This window comes from Dyadobacter arcticus (genome assembly GCF_011762185.1).
Classification (GTDB): domain Bacteria; phylum Bacteroidota; class Bacteroidia; order Cytophagales; family Spirosomataceae; genus Dyadobacter; species Dyadobacter arcticus.
Genome location: NZ_JAASQJ010000004.1, coordinates 344,116 through 360,314 on the forward strand (window position 1 = coordinate 344,116; position 16,199 = coordinate 360,314).

The 16,199-nt window shown below is 41.6% G+C and carries 15 protein-coding genes; 9 read left to right on the forward strand and 6 right to left on the reverse strand.

All coding sequences use genetic code 11. The features are described from left to right. Window positions 1–641 precede the first annotated feature (641 nt). The 4 genes from FHS68_RS20300 to FHS68_RS20315 form a co-directional block, all read right to left on the reverse strand. The gene (locus tag FHS68_RS20300) at window positions 642–3,023 is read right to left on the reverse strand and encodes a GumC family protein (protein WP_167274120.1); all 2,382 of its coding nucleotides are present in this window, start codon (window positions 3,021–3,023) and stop codon (window positions 642–644) included. A 62-nt stretch (window positions 3,024–3,085) separates the two neighbouring features. Further along, the gene (locus tag FHS68_RS20305; protein WP_229211987.1) at window positions 3,086–3,772 is read right to left on the reverse strand and encodes a polysaccharide biosynthesis/export family protein; all 687 of its coding nucleotides are present in this window, start codon (window positions 3,770–3,772) and stop codon (window positions 3,086–3,088) included. A gap of 350 nt (window positions 3,773–4,122) precedes the next feature. Beyond that, window positions 4,123–4,860 (reverse strand): tyrosine-protein phosphatase, encoded by a 738-nt coding sequence (locus FHS68_RS20310; protein WP_167274123.1) that lies wholly within the window; start codon window positions 4,858–4,860, stop codon window positions 4,123–4,125. Window positions 4,861–5,299: 439 nt separating this feature from the next. Then, the gene (locus tag FHS68_RS20315; RefSeq protein WP_167274125.1) at window positions 5,300–6,700 is read right to left on the reverse strand and encodes a capsule assembly Wzi family protein; all 1,401 of its coding nucleotides are present in this window, start codon (window positions 6,698–6,700) and stop codon (window positions 5,300–5,302) included. A gap of 435 nt (window positions 6,701–7,135) precedes the next feature. Between FHS68_RS20315 and FHS68_RS20320 the strand changes: the two genes are divergently transcribed. The 6 genes from FHS68_RS20320 (at window position 7,136) to FHS68_RS20345 (ending at window position 12,241) form a co-directional block, all read left to right on the forward strand. Next, on the forward strand, window positions 7,136–7,777 hold the full coding sequence (locus FHS68_RS20320; RefSeq protein WP_167274128.1) for a 3-keto-disaccharide hydrolase: 642 nt from the start codon (window positions 7,136–7,138) through the stop codon (window positions 7,775–7,777). 13 nt (window positions 7,778–7,790) lie between these two features. Beyond that, window positions 7,791–8,261, forward strand: coding sequence for a YdeI/OmpD-associated family protein (locus FHS68_RS20325; protein WP_167274131.1), 471 nt, complete (start codon window positions 7,791–7,793; stop codon window positions 8,259–8,261). Between the two features lie 304 nt (window positions 8,262–8,565). Continuing rightward, on the forward strand, window positions 8,566–9,846 hold the full coding sequence (locus tag FHS68_RS20330; protein ID WP_310588613.1) for a DEAD/DEAH box helicase: 1,281 nt from the start codon (window positions 8,566–8,568) through the stop codon (window positions 9,844–9,846). 160 nt (window positions 9,847–10,006) lie between these two features. After that, window positions 10,007–10,726, forward strand: a complete 720-nt coding sequence (locus FHS68_RS20335) for a DUF1361 domain-containing protein (protein WP_229211988.1) — start codon at window positions 10,007–10,009, stop codon at window positions 10,724–10,726. Window positions 10,727–10,783: 57 nt separating this feature from the next. After that, window positions 10,784–11,515, forward strand: a complete 732-nt coding sequence (locus FHS68_RS20340) for a class I SAM-dependent methyltransferase (RefSeq protein ID WP_167274134.1) — start codon at window positions 10,784–10,786, stop codon at window positions 11,513–11,515. After that, window positions 11,516–12,241: a pseudouridine synthase gene (locus tag FHS68_RS20345; protein ID WP_167274137.1), complete on the forward strand. Its 726-nt coding sequence runs from the start codon at window positions 11,516–11,518 to the stop codon at window positions 12,239–12,241. Here the strand turns inward: FHS68_RS20345 and FHS68_RS20350 are convergent. After that, window positions 12,210–13,202: a c-type cytochrome gene (locus FHS68_RS20350; RefSeq protein ID WP_167274139.1), complete on the reverse strand. Its 993-nt coding sequence runs from the start codon at window positions 13,200–13,202 to the stop codon at window positions 12,210–12,212. The two genes, FHS68_RS20345 and FHS68_RS20350, sit on opposite strands and share 32 nt — an antisense overlap. Before the next feature lie 204 nt (window positions 13,203–13,406). Here FHS68_RS20350 and FHS68_RS20355 point away from each other — a divergent pair, with 204 nt between their 5' ends. Genes FHS68_RS20355 through FHS68_RS20365 form a run of 3 tightly spaced genes read left to right on the forward strand, consistent with a single transcriptional unit; the run spans window position 13,407 to window position 15,434 of the window. Next, window positions 13,407–13,943, forward strand: a complete 537-nt coding sequence (locus tag FHS68_RS20355; RefSeq protein WP_167274142.1) for an LVIVD repeat-containing protein — start codon at window positions 13,407–13,409, stop codon at window positions 13,941–13,943. Window positions 13,944–13,974: 31 nt separating this feature from the next. Then, entirely contained in the window at window positions 13,975–14,745 is a 771-nt protein-coding gene (locus tag FHS68_RS20360) for an LVIVD repeat-containing protein (RefSeq protein ID WP_167274145.1), read from the forward strand. Next, window positions 14,742–15,434, forward strand: a complete 693-nt coding sequence (locus FHS68_RS20365) for a DUF3575 domain-containing protein (protein WP_167274147.1) — start codon at window positions 14,742–14,744, stop codon at window positions 15,432–15,434. The genes FHS68_RS20360 and FHS68_RS20365 overlap by 4 nt, the downstream gene beginning before the upstream one ends. A gap of 29 nt (window positions 15,435–15,463) precedes the next feature. On the opposite strand, the gene bshB1 is transcribed toward FHS68_RS20365, so the two are convergent. Next, entirely contained in the window at window positions 15,464–16,192 is a 729-nt protein-coding gene (gene bshB1, locus FHS68_RS20370; protein WP_167274150.1) for a bacillithiol biosynthesis deacetylase BshB1, read from the reverse strand. Window positions 16,193–16,199 lie beyond the last annotated feature (7 nt).

Consider the following 16,199-nt stretch of genomic DNA (forward strand, 5'->3'; position numbering starts at 1 on the left):
TATAAGTTTAAATAAGTGTTCGCATGGTTTGATGTTCACTCAGGCAATAAATATTTTGATGTTTCAAAAAGTCTCGGTAAGCCAAATTGATGCCGTCACTCAACTCAATTGAATGATGCCAGCCAAGCCCATGCAGTTTGGAGACGTCCATCAATTTCCTTGGAGTTCGTCTGGCTTGGATTTGTCCCATCTTCGAGTATAGAATATGTGATAGATGTATGTAACGAGATAGCAACTTAATATTTTAGCAAAGCCTTCTAAATTTTGTCATTACAATTCACATAACTTAATCATTTTTCACAAAGCACGATTCATTAACCAAGCCCACGTAGCTTGTCCGAAGTAGTACTATTCGATTTCGCGAAATAAAGTTTGTGGATTAATTAGCTGTTCCGATGTAACAACCGGACTTCTCGAAGGTGAAATTAGCTCGTAATGGGCAACTTCTTAAAAGGATTGGTCGCAAGAATAAATTTATCATATAGCGTTGAGTAGTTTAATCTTATCAAATAGAAACATTAGCAATGCAATTTGAACTTCGTTATCTGAAAATAGTTCTATTTCTAATGGTCTGCAAATTTTTAATTGCATTTTCTTTCAGAATGCAATTAAAAATTTGCAGAATCTAATTGCCAAATGGATCAACTCCTAGTAATCATTTTGCGCAATTTAGTTTCTAAGGTCTGAATTTTACTTTCCTGCTCATCTCCGTAATAGCCGTACCCGTAACCTCCGTATCCGTAACCATATCCGTAGCCTCCTCCATATTTAACACCATTAAAAATGATCGAGAGATTTGTGAAGCGGTGAGCGCGCTGCAAATCACTAATACGTTCTAAATGGTCAAGTTGGGTATAATTAAAGCGGACGAGATATAATGTGGCATCAACATATTTTTCTATTAAAGACGAGTCGGTGACCAAACCAAAAGGCGGCGAGTCAATCAAGATATAATCGTAATGTTCGCGGAGCTCTGCAAGTAAGATTGGAAGCCGCCCGTTACTAATTAATTCGGATGGGTTAGGGGGGATAGGTCCACTGGTTAACACGTCAAATTTTGGGTGTATACCGGTGGGCTGTATAAAGTCTTCATAACTTCCTTGCCCGATAAGACAATTCGATATTCCATGTTTATTGAGAACTTGCAACCTTTCGTGCAAAGTAGGTTTTCTAAGATCTAACCCCACCAAGAGCACTCGTTTGTCAGAGTATGCCAAGCTGGCGGCAAGGTTAATACTTACAAAACTTTTCCCCTCCCCGCCAATCGAAGAGGTAAACATTATTACTCGACAACTGCCATCACCTAAATATTGAAGATTTGTCCTGAGTGCACGAAACTGTTCGGCAACGGCACTTCGACTTGTCATCTTTATAATCGCTTCAAGACCTGAATTCTGATCCTTGACATCCTTCATATGTCCAATTTCCCCCATTACGGCCGTTCTCGTAGTTCTTTCAATTTCTTCTCGGCTTTGTACTGTGTTGTTAAGCAGCAACAAGAGGTTGACAATTAGTATTGGGAGAATTAACCCTGCGATGCCGGATCCAAGCCAAACAAGAGCTTTCTGTGGCTTGATTGGCGAAGTTGAAGCTAACGGAGCGTCCACAAGTCTACTGTCGGTCACTGTCGCTGCATATCCCAGCGCAGTCTCTTCTCTTTTTTGAAGTAAATAAAGATAAAGTCCCTCTTTTATGCTTTGTTGTCGCTTAATACCGACATACTCTCTTTCTTTTTGCGGTATACTACGTAGCCCTGCGGAAAATCGACTGTTGACCCCTTCAAGGCTACTCTTGGTTACATCTAGTCCTCTCCTTAAATTTTGAACATTCTCTCTAATTGCCTGGCGAGTATTGGCAATTTGAGTATTAATTGTGCCCAACAAGGGATTACCGGCTTGCGTAGTTTGTGCGTACTTTTCTCTTTGTATTTGTAAGTCGTTGTATCGTGTTAGCAATGAAACTAGAATCGGGTCATTAATCATATATGTTGCTGGCGCAGGCGATCCCTCTCCAGCATTTTTTATGTAATTATCGACACTTTCCAAAACACTGATTTTAATATTTACGTCATTCAGCTGCGCATCATTCTCCTTGATATTTTGGAGATACAAATTTGATTCTGCGCTAATGTCTGTGAGGCCTTGGTTTCTCTTGTATGATTCGACGTCCTTTTCAACGTCCCCTAACTCTCCCGTAATTAGCCCTAGTCTGGATTCAATAAATTTCAAAGTATTACTTGCCTCACTGTTTTTGTCGTTGAGCGAAGACTGAACATATACATCCAGTAATTTGTTGAGCACATCCTTTCCGCGTTGTATAGAGGCGTCTTGAAATGTTAACTCTAAAACCGTGCTTTTGGGGTTGGGTTTTAGAATTTCAAGACGGCTTACCATGTCACTAGTAAGACTTTTTACATCTTTAAATCTAACCTCTACATCTCGATATATTGACTGTGAACCCTTAAAAACGGTAAAAAGCCCCCATGGGTTGCGAAATTTTTGTCCGTACTTAAATTTTGTTTCTTCATCGTTGATAGTAAAGTGATTGTTATCAACAATATGAATTTGCAAAGGATTGCTAAAAGCAAATTCAGAAACAAGTTCGGGCTTGATGAGGACTGGGGAGCTGTTGTATAAGTCAATAGTCTTGAGACCATCCGCCGTCTCAAAACTAACATCAAGCTGTAACTCGCGAATCGTTTGCTCCATAAGAGACTGAGACTTTAAAACCTCAATTTCGTTCTCAACGGACTTGTTGCCGCCGAACTGAGCCATTTCCTCAATAATATCATTGCCGCTGCCACCAATTCCTTTTTGTTCATCTTTAATCAAAAGCTTAGCCTTCGCGAGGTAAATTGGCTGAGTAATCTGAAGAAAGAAAAATGCAGAGGTTAGGGCTAGCACAAGACAAATAGGGAACAGGAACCAATATCTAACGTATCCCCGTACATAGCCATGTAAGTCAAATTTCTTTTCTTCGTCGTCAAGTTGTTCCTGGTGCAATTCGTTGTAAGGAGTATTCATAACAGACAAGTCTCTTAAATTAGTTGAGTAAATTATTTGATCTAGCAGGTATGTGTAAAACCTTAAAACCTTAGTCTATATATTATTAAAGTGGCGGCGGTTACGATGCTAAGAATTAGTGGAGCCAATTGAACCACCCTGTCCGTAGTGTTCATTCTCGCTTTGATAGGCTCTACGTATATTACATCATTTTTATGCAAATTATAGAACGGAGATTCGAAAACGTCCCTAGAAGTAAGATCAACTCTTGCATACTGTCTTTCGCCCTTTTCCTCACGAATTATCAATAGGTTGTTTCGTTTTCCATAAATTGTTAGATCTCCAGCAAGACTCAAAACTTCGGGAAGAGTAATTTTCTCGTCAGGAATAACATACACCGCCGGTCTAGCAACCTCTCCCAAAACTGAGACTTTGAAATTAATATTTTTGATATTCACTGAGGGCTCTTTCAAGTATAGAAGCAAGCGGCCACGTATGGTATCTGCTGCCACTTGTGTACGCAAGCCATTGAGATGAATTTTACCGACTAGTGGAAGTTCAATATTACCATCACTATCAACTAAATAACCAAAAGGTTGGCGGGCAGAGGAGCCTAAGCCGTAGCTCACTGAGGTAGAAGAAAATTCATTGGCCGAGTTGAAAATCGCGTTTGCCTCGGGATTTAAGCTGCCGACGACAATAGTAAGCATATCGCCAGTTGTAATAACAGGAACATAGTTTTGTACGATTTTTGAAGAGGAGATCTGCATAGTGTCCCCTTGGAAATATACAATCGATCTGGGTGATACGCACGACCCTGCTCCTAAGATTATCGCCAGACAAGCGATAGATAAAATAATAATCGGAAATCGGAAATGTAAGAAGCTTGAATACATATAAGCGGCGTTGAATTCTAAAAATTTCAATTAATATATTGATTATCAGTTAATTAATAATTGTCAGCCATGGCGACGAGAAGGTATTTCCAATTGTGTCCAGCACTTCAATTGATTCATCCTTCGTCAATTTTCAGAATATATACTCAAACTTATCTTGTTAATGTTCAATGCTACGAACACTGACAGTTATCACAAATATAGAATAAATTCAATTATCTCCATCAAATATTTATAAGTTTTTCGTTTTGAAATGGATATGTTAGTATCCAATTATCACTATTAAGTTTCTGAATCATGTCTACGTGCTGGATGCGATGTGCATCAGTGCCTAAAAAAGTTATCAAATCGTTTTTTAACAGCCACTTTGCCATATTTGCGATATTAGCTCCATAATAACCTGATAAGGAAAGAATATTGACTTGTAATTCACAACCCCCGTCGGCTAGCCTTTTGTAGATGGATGGATCTGAAAAGAAATATGTGTAACGTTCAGGATGCGCTAAGACAGGCTGATAACCTTTGGCAATGATTGAAAACAACGTCTCGGGCGTATTCATTAATGGTGTCGAATATGGCAGTTCAATCAAGAGACGTTTACCCGGAAGTGTTAATAGAGGAGCCGATGAATTTAGCAATTCATTGAAATGTTCGTCAATGAAATATTCGGCCGCTGCGTCGATATGAATCGTCAATCCTTCATCCTCACAAGCTTTACGAATATCTTGAAGTCCAGTAAGAATGTTTTCAGGAGTGTTTTTATAACAGTCCCACATAATGTGAGGCGTAGTCACAATATGTGAATATCCTAATGACTGCATTTCTCGTAACATTGAGACGGCTTCTGAAATGGTTTGGACGCCGTCGTCGATTCCAGGGATCAGATGTGAGTGTATATCTATCCCGATACGGCTTAGGTCAAGATGGACACGTTCTTTTTTGTTGAAAATCCAGTTGAGCATATGAATCGGCCTTACAATTTAACCAACTGTTAGCTAAAATCAAGACCGTGATTTTGTGATTGTAAAACTTGGACAAATTTAAGATAAAAAATGCGACTATGGACAGAATTTTATGCTGAAAATCTCAATTTTACCGAGAACAGTATAATTTGTCTATCCAGTTGTAAATTTCTTTTAGAAGTTTTTTTCAGTTTTATATTCCTCAGAGGTTTTTCGCTCTCCTAGTTGAATAACGGAATAAAGGCAGCAGATCGGATAAATGGAATACTCGTTATAATTCAGAAGTGTTTTTGAAACAAGGGGGCACCTCGCATGATAAATGAATGGCCCGTCCAAGGAATTTAATCGCGTAGTTAAGTTGTATTTGCCGATTATCATTATTGCTAAAATCGCCGAGACATGCAAATCTGGCACGCTGAATTCCAAAGTTTTTTTAGAATCAATCGAATTTCCGAGAAGTAGTTAGGATAAGTCCGCTGGAATTATTGAGTAGCTTGCCCGCATCAAAAGCAACGGTTGCACCGATGTCCCATTTATTTCGAAGTGGCCGTTTAATTTCGATGTAGGCACTGAGCTGCTTGACTGGTTTAAAAGTCTTACTCGTTTCGTGCGTACCAAAATTGTTAGAGTAGGAAAACTTCGCATATGTGCTATACTGGCCTAAATCCATATTCATACCCACATGCAATGCTGCTGTTCTATTGTTTATAAAGTAATTTTTTGAAGGCGAAGATTGGCCGGTTCGGGCTTGGTCAGCAGTAGTAAAAAATGGGTTGCCAAGGCCTAAACCCATGTATGACCAACCTGAGTTATATAAATAATGGTTTGCATAATTCTCATTACCAGTAGGTGTTGGCTTGGACCAAGTTTCCCCTGCCTGGTTTTTCGTGTAAAGAAATTCGAAAACCAATTGATTCCAATGAAAACTTTTCTTTTTTGCCACTTTGTTACGAAAACTTATGCCATTAATACCATCAGCAATATTGGCGAGGTAATAAAGAGCGCCAACCTCATAAAAACTTTGGCGATAAGCACTTATTTTTATTTTGTTAAATTCTTGTTCAATCCGCATATCAAAATTACCGGCATGATTACCTACCTTACTGAAAGCCCAATTTTTGCCTAGCACTACCGATTGGTATTTTTGCCAACCCGTCAAAATAAAGGACTCGAAAATTTCCGCCTCATGTCCGTAAAATACTTGATCATTAAATCCACCGTAAAATTTTAATCGCCAGTTGGGCTTTCCAATCCTAGCATAAAATGCTTTTTGGTGAAAGTAAGTCACCGCGCGGTCAACTCGTTTTCCGTGTATCGTCTTCTCCCCAAGCCACCCCTGCGCATAAAGGCCCTTAAAAGCAAAGATCTTCCCAAAGATAGGGATCGCGTAAAATTCCGGAATAGCCAGCTGTACTTTTGGGATACCTAATGCATTACCGGAAATAGCAAAATTACCAGTTGTCAGAAGCGTATCTGTAAGTCCGAATGTCTCTTTCATCCGTCCGCCTTTCAATTCAAAAATTCCAAGCTTAACTTTTGCATAGCCCTCGACCAGAATTAATTCTGAGCCTTTTCCGCCGTTGGCCCTGCCTTCAAAGCCGGCACCCCAATCCAGTAATCTCACCTTTACCGTGTCATAATCCTTTTGAAATGCGCCGATTAGGCTCACAGACGGGCCGGATAGGGGAAAGCTGCCAAACTGATTGCTGCGCATCCAGAATGGTACATGGTCGGAAGTGAAAGAGGTTTGTGCTTCGAGTTTTGCCTTGAAAGTCTTGGATTGGGATCGAGCAATTACAGTTGTCAGAAGCAAGACAGCAGATAATAGGACTTTTTTCATACGTTGAGTTAAGACGTCTATGCTCCTAATGTAGGGAAAATCTAATTTGATCCAGAATTTTTCAGATATTATTAACAACTCACCCCTTCTCCACCTCCTTCCTGGTACCGGGACAGATCCGTAAAAAACCGGACTATTCTGTCTCAAATGCCCAACCGTTCCTTCATCTACCAATGGTCATCTCGTAATTTGTAGAAGTAGTCAAACTTCCTACACAAGTGCAGGAGTGCAATGTTGAGATGACTGCTTTTCCTTAGTCATCACGAACATCGTACACACCGGTTAGTACAATGACGGGCATATTGCCAAGCCGCTGCCAGAAGCAATAAATAAGGATTCTTCATTTAACAGCAGTAGTTTTTCCCTGATTTAGAATTTTTATTCATAAATCATTCTCAGGAAATGGTATCAAATTTATTAACTACAAAAAGATATATGAAAAAAGGGGTCAATTCAATTGGTGTTATTTTATTGTTAATCGTCTCGATCGTCGTTCCTTCTTTTGCGCAGGACGGCTGGATTTCTATTTATAACGGAAAAAATCTGGATGGTTGGAAAGTGGGGGCAAATGCCAGTTCCTTCTCCATTGTCGACGGGGCTATCAAAATCGCTGGTCCACGTGCCCATTTATTTTATGATGGGCCGGTTAAAAACCATGTGTTCAAAAACTTTGAATTTAAGGCTACTGTAAAAACCACCGCTGGCTCAAATTCCGGTATTTTTATCCACTCGGTTTATCAGGAAGATGGCTGGCCATCAATGGGTTATGAAGTACAGGTTAATCAGTCACACACGGATTACAAGCGTACAGGAAGTTTGTACAATGTGGTTGATGTGAAAGAAACCTATGTGAAAGACGATGAATGGTATACGGAGTACATTAAGGTCGAAGGCAAACACATCACGATTAAAATCAACGACAAAACGGTGGTGGATTACGAAGAAACCGATGTTGACAAGAGGGAAGGGGATATGAAGACTAAATTCCTGAAATCCGGCACATTTGCGTTGCAGGCGCACGATCCTAAAAGTGTAGTTTATTATAAAGACATTATGGTTAAGCCTTTGACGGAATAACGCGTCGTTAAAGATGAATGAAGCCGTTCTTTTTGAATCTGTATTGGATCGCCTCCCGAAAAAGGGAGGCGAATTTTATATGGTAGTACCCGATGAAATTGCTGTTCAATTTGTCGAGGGCCGGAAACCTGCCAGGGTCAGGTGCAAATTGAATGACCTCGTTGAATTTCAATGCGCGATCAGGCCAAGAGGTGGCGGTGGGTTTTACATTAATATAGGTACGCCGCTCAGGCAGGAAGGTAAGTTTGTTTTAGGTCAGAAGCTTTTCGCCAAAGTCTGGAAGGACGACAGTGAATTTGGCCGCGATATGCCTGAGGAATTGTTTGAATTGTTGGAAATGGATGAGGAAGGTAAAAGACTTTTTTACGAGTCACTGCCCAGCCATCAGAGGGCGGTGATTTATTACGTCGCTGGCGCTAAGTCGGTGCAAATACGGATTGATAGGGCTATTATGCTCGTTAATCGCTTGAAGGGCAAGACTTGATAAAGGATAAGTCATTAGTAGTCATTTATTGTCATTGGTAGTCATATATAGTAATGGGTTGTTCCCAATCTAACTTAACGATACCTGACTACGAATGACAATTTTTGACTACTAATGACTACCAATGACCGTGAGTGCCACGCAACCCTTTGAGCTCCCCGTTTTCTGTTATCATTTTACATTCCGGCCCGTTTTTTTTATATTTGTTCAAATCAAGCGGTTTGCTGACTGGGAAAATTTGAAGTCAGCTCTTTCTATAACACATCTGCGGATTAACGTTTTTGCGGATTTTAAAAGCTGAATTTTGAATTTCAACGAATTTGAACTCCACGAAGACGTGCTTAGCGCCGTGGATTCCATGAACTACCAGGCTGCAACACCCATTCAGGAACAAGCCATTCCCCATATACTCAACGGCAAGGATCTCCTGGCCTGCGCCCAAACCGGAACCGGGAAAACTGCCGCCTACCTCATTCCAATCCTTGATAAGGTCGCCCACGAATCCAGTCAAAAAACCGGTGCATTAATATTAGTCCCCACCCGCGAACTTGCTGTACAAATTGACCAGCAAATCCAGGGGCTTGGCTATTTTGTTGGTGCTACGAGCATTGCGGTTTATGGGGGAAATAAAGGACCGGAATGGGACCAGCAAAAGAAAGCGCTGACCCAGGGAGCCGACATTATTATTGCAACCCCCGGCCGTTTGATCGCACATTTGCAATTAGGTTACGTGAGTTTTCAAAGTATCAAACACTTGGTGCTTGATGAGGCCGACAGGATGTTGGATATGGGTTTTTTAAGTGATATCCTTAAAATCATGAGCTTTCTTCCGGCAAAAAGGCAAACGCTAATGTTTTCAGCAACAATGCCTTCCAAGATCGGTGAGCTAGCCAAACGCATCCTGCACAATCCCGAAGAAATTAGATTAGCCGTATCAAGGCCTGCCGACCGCATCGATCAGCAATTTTATCTGGCTACGGATGAACAAAAACTACCACTATTAATCCATTTGCTCAGTAATGTTGAAAGTACCAGCATGGTGCTATTCACTTCGCGCAAATCTAATGTGGAGCCGATTGTCCGGGCATTACGTAAACTGGGTAAAGGTGCGCATGGGATTTCATCCGATTCAGAGCAGGCGGAGCGTGAAATCGTGTTGAGAGATTTCAAAAATAGGAAATTTCCGATTTTGGTAGCAACCGACGTTTTATCGAGGGGTATTGACATTGATAATCTTAGTCACGTCGTTAATTATGACGTTCCCCGCGATCCCGAGGATTATGTTCACCGGATAGGAAGGACAGCCCGGGCCGAATCTAAGGGAATTGCCATTACTTTTATTAATGAGCAAGACCAGAAGTATGTTTTGAAAATCGAACGGCTTTTTGAAAAAGAAATAGAAAAAAGAGCTGTTACGCAGGAGCTTGGCCTTGGTAATGCCCCTTTATTCGAGCCAAAACGTTCCAGGCCGGCCACTAGCAACAGACGAAAATCTCCGGGAGGCAGACCAGCCGAAAAGAGTTCATCGAGGCCCAAAAGGCATAAATCAAAGAAAGAACAAAATAGTAACCCTTCTCAGGCGTAGCCTACATTCAGAGTTGTCCGACTTTGGCAGCAAAAGGTTTAGCATATTGTAATTATATCAATGTTTGTTGTAATGTAACCAATGATATTAATATGGTATGCGTTTTTTCCTTTTCATTTGCTTGCTTCAATTGTCATGAATGAACTTAAATTGATAACTGTTGGACCGATTAATCGATTGGATAAGAAATTATAGATTTAGCATTACTGATCCCCCCATTGTGACCATGGAGGGCTTGTTTTCGCTCCTATTACTTTTGGTTTTAAGTTTTGCTGCCGTTTCTTTTCACCTGATCCGGATCCTTTTTAATGCGCCCGTTGACTTTTCAATGGATTGGAATTTATTTCTGAGCTGGATCCCTATTCTTATCGCTTTTTTTGCAGACAGCCTCACCAAAAGATTTGAAGACATCCCGTTTTTACTAATGCTTTTGAGCATTGCCTGGCTTGCATTCTTTCCCAACGCTCCATACATGATCACTGATCTGGCACATTTAAGTGTTGATTATCAGCGTGATCTGACCTGGCATGATACCATTATGCTGTTTTTCTATGCAGAAGTAAGCCTTTTCAATGGCTTGGTCTCATTGTATTGGATACACAGGGCCTGGAGGCGCGTTTTTTCCAAAAGGACGGGCAATATTTTATTAATCCTCAGTTTGCCGACCGCTGGCTTTGGTGTATACCTGGGTAGGGTAAGAAGGATGAATAGCTGGGATATCATCCACGAACCAGGCCTTATCCTTAAAAACTTGTTTGAAAGTATCCTCGACAGGACCGCATTGGTTTTCAGTTTTGAAATTGGAATGCTTCTTGGCGTGTTGTACCTCGTACTTTGGGGAATTATTCGTTTCAGGATCAGATATAATAAGAAGAACTAGCACAATTATGGCAAAATGACTTCTTTTGCCCGATAACAAATTTTTATCTTGGATAGCATGCAGATTTCTGAAAACGTAAAGGAATCTTACTCAACGCAATACGATCAGAATCTGGTTGAATGGCGTAATACCGGTGCCAAATACAAGGCGCTTAACATTGTTGCGCTATCAAAAAATATCAGTTTCAAAAATGTGCTGGAAGTAGGGGCGGGGGAGGGAAGCATTCTGCAATGGCTTTCGAAATGGGATTTTTGTAGCGACATGAATTGCGTCGAAATATCTGAAAGCGGCATTCAATTGATCAAGGAGAAGAACATTAAAAACCTGAACGACATTCTGTTGTTTGATGGCTATAAAATCCCTTATCCGGATAATCATTTTGACCTAGTATTTTGCTCCCACGTAATGGAACATGTTGAGCATGAGCGTATTCTGTTGAGGGAAATCAAACGCGTATCTAAATATCATATCTTTGAAGTACCCATTGATTTTTCTTTTTATGTGGATAAAAAATTAAAGCATTTCCTTTCCTACGGACATATCAACATTTACACTCCAGCATTATTCCGGTTTTTACTGCAATCGGAAAACTATCAGGTTCAAAAAGACATTTGTCATTTGTATCATGACGAGGTGATTAAGCCATTGTTTAAAAATAACGCTTCCGGCCTTTACATTACCAAGCTGAAACATGCAATTCTGAGGCTATTTCCATATTTTTTAGGAATTAAACCCAATTCCTACGCAGTCCTGACATCCAAGACGGAGAAGGACTTATCTATATTTTAAGTGTTTTCCGGCGTCGTTCCAAAACTTCCTATCATTTATCAGGACGAATTCCTGGTCGCGATCAACAAGCCACACGGTCTGCTAGTCCATCGTTCACCCATCGCCGCAGACGCAGACCTATTTGCAGTACAACTTCTTCGCGATCAGCTCGGCCAGAAAGTTTATCCAGTTCACCGTCTCGATCGTAAGACAGGCGGCGTGCTGTTGTTTGCGTTGAATGAGGAAATGAATAGCTTTATGCAGCAGCAGTTTCAGGAAGGTAAGGTTGAAAAAGTGTACCATGCAATCGTCCGGGGCTACACCGACGACAGCGGGATAATAGATTACCCCCTAAAAAAAGATGACGGCACCATTCAGGATGCCGTCACAGATTACAAAACGCTTCAAAGATCAGAAATGCCTTTCGCCATTGGGAAACATGCTACCTCCCGATATTCTCTTGTGGAATTGCGACCAAAAACCGGCCGCATGCATCAGCTAAGAAAGCATATGGCCCACATCTTTCATCCTATCATTGGCGACCGTCCACATGGCTGCAATAAGCAGAACCGATATTTTAAGGACATGCTTGGGATGGATACAATGTTGTTGCACGCAGCATCGATCACATTCACTCATCCTAAATTTCAGAAAGGAACACAAGTTCACGCCCCTTTCAATCCTCAATTTTCGAGAATGATTAACGAGCTGGATTTTAATTGGATTGGCCAGCCGGATAAGGCGTGAACTTAACCACCGCGTTATCCTGAACCGGTACTGTTCTGAGATAGGCATAAATTGCTTTCAGATCATTTTCTTTCATGTGCGCATACATCATCCACGGCATAGGCGTATTGGCGCCATTTGGTGCAACCTTGGGAGGAACGTAATTGGAGTCGGCGTAAGCTTGGAACCGTTTTACGAATGCTTCCTGCGTCCATGTCCCAATTCCGTCTTTCTTATTTGCAGTAATATTGGCCGAAACCGCCAGTCCCGTAGGTAGCTTGAATTGCATTCCGCCTCCAAACTCAGTGCCCGGGACCCGCGCGCCTTTATCATGCTTGCTATGACATTCCACACAACCTGCTGCCAGCACCATATATTTTCCATAAGCAACTGTATCTGATTCCAACGGCCGTTTGCCGGGGTTGGCTTTCGATGGCATCGTATTGAGCAGGAGATTGACTGGAAAATCAGCCACAGATGTGGGAATATCACGCTTGACAGGCGCAAGCGACCTCACATAAGCAATAATGCTGTAAAGATCTTCCTGATCCAGCTGACCATAACCATGGTAGGGCATTACCGGAAACAAAGCGTGACCATCCCGGCTTACACCAGTGGTTACCGCTCTGAAAACTTCACCATCCGTCCATTCACCTATGCCGTAAGGGGTAATGTTACGTGAATAGAAGTTACCAGGAAAGCCCATATCAGCGCTGAATTTTTCACCGCCACCTCCAAGGTCGCCAGGCACAAGCGGTCCTGCGTACAAGCTCATGTCCCGGGCACTGTGACAGTCCATACAAACGGTGACATGATTAGCCAGGTATTTTCCACGCTCGATACGCGCCGGGGTTTTTTCAATGGTAATTTCCTGCGGATCGCCAACATCCGGCAATGCTGTTTTGACATAGGCAATCCCAGCAAGCGCAAAGACGACCAGTAGAAGCAGAATAATGCCGGCAATCTTGAAGAATTTTTTCATAAGCAAGTGAGGTGGTTGAGTTAAAGAAGATTATAAAGTTTGAAAGCAAGAAAATGAATTTTTGTACTGTAAAAACGTATACATTCAGTCGATTTTTTTCAAAAATAATTCAGCTCCACATGTCCGTGGATTTTTAAAAGTGCTTGCAACGTATTTTTGCAACAAGGTGTCTAAAAGAAAATACAAAATCTCACCTGTCTGGCTATGAAAAAACCCCTACTTTTTGCACTCTTGATTTTTATTTCCCTATCCTGCATCACTGAGAGCGAACCTAATTTCAACGGTATTAAGTTTGATGGGACTGGCTATAAACCCATTTATTCAACGGTAGAAGATCTCGCCAAAATTCAGGTTTCCGCGCCTCAGCCGCTGGTTCAGCCAGGCAAGATCTATGTGTTTGATCCCTATATTTTTATCAATGAAAGCGGAAAAGGCATTCATATCATCGACAATTCAGACCCGAAAAACCCTCAGAACCTGTCGTTTATAGCCATTACCGGTAACTACGATATGGCTGTCAAAGGAAACTGGCTTTATGCAGATAACCTTTCCAATCTGCTCGTCTTTGACATAAGCGATCCGAAAACACCAAAGCTTGCCAAAACCATTGCAGACGCCATTCCCGTCAACAACTACCCGCCTTTTAACAATATTTATTTTGAATGTGCCGAGAGTAAAAAGGGCATAGTAGTAGGCTGGGAGAAAGTACCAATGTCCGAGCAGCCCAAATGTTTCCGTTAATCCCTTCTTCTTATTTTTAAAACTTACGGACATGAAAAGAAAAATAGTCCCTGCATTATTCCTTGGCCTCGCATTATTTGGACTCATCATGCTGCTTTCCGCTTGTGACAGCGCCGACAGCAGCAGTGAACTCAGCCCGCAAACCGGCGCCGGCGGCTCGATGGCCCGTTTTGCGATCACCGGCAACACACTATACATTGTTTCGAAGCAATCTCTGGAAGTGTACAATATTACCGACGGCGGTAATCCTGCTAAGTCTGTCAAAAAAGATATGAGTGTGGGCATTGAAACCATTTTCCCCTATCAAAACAACCTTTTTATCGGAGCAAATGATGGTATGTACATCTATAACAACAGCAACCCCAATAACCCCGTCTTTTTGAGCAAATTCACGCACGTGCAGTCGTGCGACCCTGTGGTAGTACAAGGCAAGTATGCATATGTTACCCTGCGAAACGGTGTGGTTTGCCGTCCTGGAAATTTGCTGAGTTCCTTGGACGTGGTGGACGTAAGCGATCCAACCAACCCCATGCTCGTCAATTCACAGGCAATGGATTCTCCTTATGGACTTGGCGTCTCAGGCAATAAATTGTTTGTGTGCGAAGGAGAAAAGGGTTTTAGGGTGATGGATATTTCAAATCCGGCTTTACCTGTTAACAAACAATTTTTTCAAGATATACCTTCCTATGATGTTATTGTGAGAAACAAACATCTCATAGTAACAGGCCAGAAAGGGCTTTTTCAATACCAATTCGATGATGCTGGCAGTTTTCAATTGTTAAGTAAAATCCCGGTTTTATGAGATTACTTTTAATTCTGGGAGTTTGGCTGGCATTGGGTTCGACAAATTTGCAAGCGCAGATTGATGCATTCAATGCGAAAAGTCATGTCATCATCAAATACTCGCCGCTGCCCATGTTTGATCTGGACAATACTATTCAATTCGGGGTAGAGGTTCCTTTGGGTAAAAGCGGCCTGACCATTCAGGAGGATTTGGGGTACGGGCATTCCAGTTTTAGCATGTGGTATCGAGAGACCAGCGATGTTCCCAATAAAGCAACATTTAAAAGCAGGACGCAATTGCGCTATTATTATTTTGACAGACGACGGGTACGGGGCTATGTAGGCGGAGAATTTTTATATAAAAAAGTAGTTTACAGAGAGAATGAGTGGGTTGGGATGGATTGCTCCGGATTTGGAGGCTGCAATTATTTTGAAGAAAAAAAATACAAAGTCGGTCGGTTTATTGGTGCAGGGCATGCACGGTTAGGTTGGCAGTTTTATTTTCCCAGCCGTATGACAATGGATTTATTTACTGGCTTGGGCTGGCGAAAAATCAGTGTGAGAACCATTACACCTGGCCTGGAAAATACAAACATTACTATTCCCGACGAGTTTTGGACAAACGCAAATCCCAACACAAAAGATTTTGTTCCAAGCCTTGTGCTAGGCTTTCATCTCGGGATTGTGCTGGGAAAGTTCGATAATTAACTCTTGAATTCCAGTATTTTAAAGGGAACTCAGATAAATACGGAAAGATCATTCACCCCCAGTTTTCTGGCAGTGGTGAACCCTTCACCAAATGTAACGCCAATGGCATGCCCCATTTCTCTGGCCCTGGAAATGACAAATTCAAGAAATTCAGGTGTTGAAATGTAACTCTGAGGCTCATTATCTCCTTTGTAATCAGGAATAAAAAATTGACTTTTAAATGCCCGGATTGCCTCTACCTTTTGATCGTGAAAAGCGGTAATGTCAACAATGAAGTCAGGCTGAATGTAACGGTCCTGGATTGCATGAAAAACTTGTTTTGGTCGCCAGGCATCTTGTTCGTTACCTTGTTCATCAAAAGTTTTTACCATTCTCAAACCTGAGTAAAAACAGCTATCAGATACAAGTTGTCCACCTCTTCCATGGTCCGGATGGCGGTCGTAGATTGAATTTGTGATAACAATATCAGGTTGATACTTTCGAATAAAAGGGATGATTGCTTTTTGATGAGCTTCATTATTGGCAAAGAAACCATCCGCCAATCCAGCATTATCTCTTACCGAAATTCCCAATATGGCAGCGGAATCTTTTCCTTCCTGAATCCTTCCTTCCGGTGTGCCTCTTGTTCCAAGCTCGCCACGCGTCAGGTCTACAATACCCACTTTTTTACCCAGGGCCATCTGGGATAATAACGTACCTGCACAACACAGCTCCACGTCGTCGGGATGAGCTGTGATGGCGAGAATATCTAATTTCATGTGATTT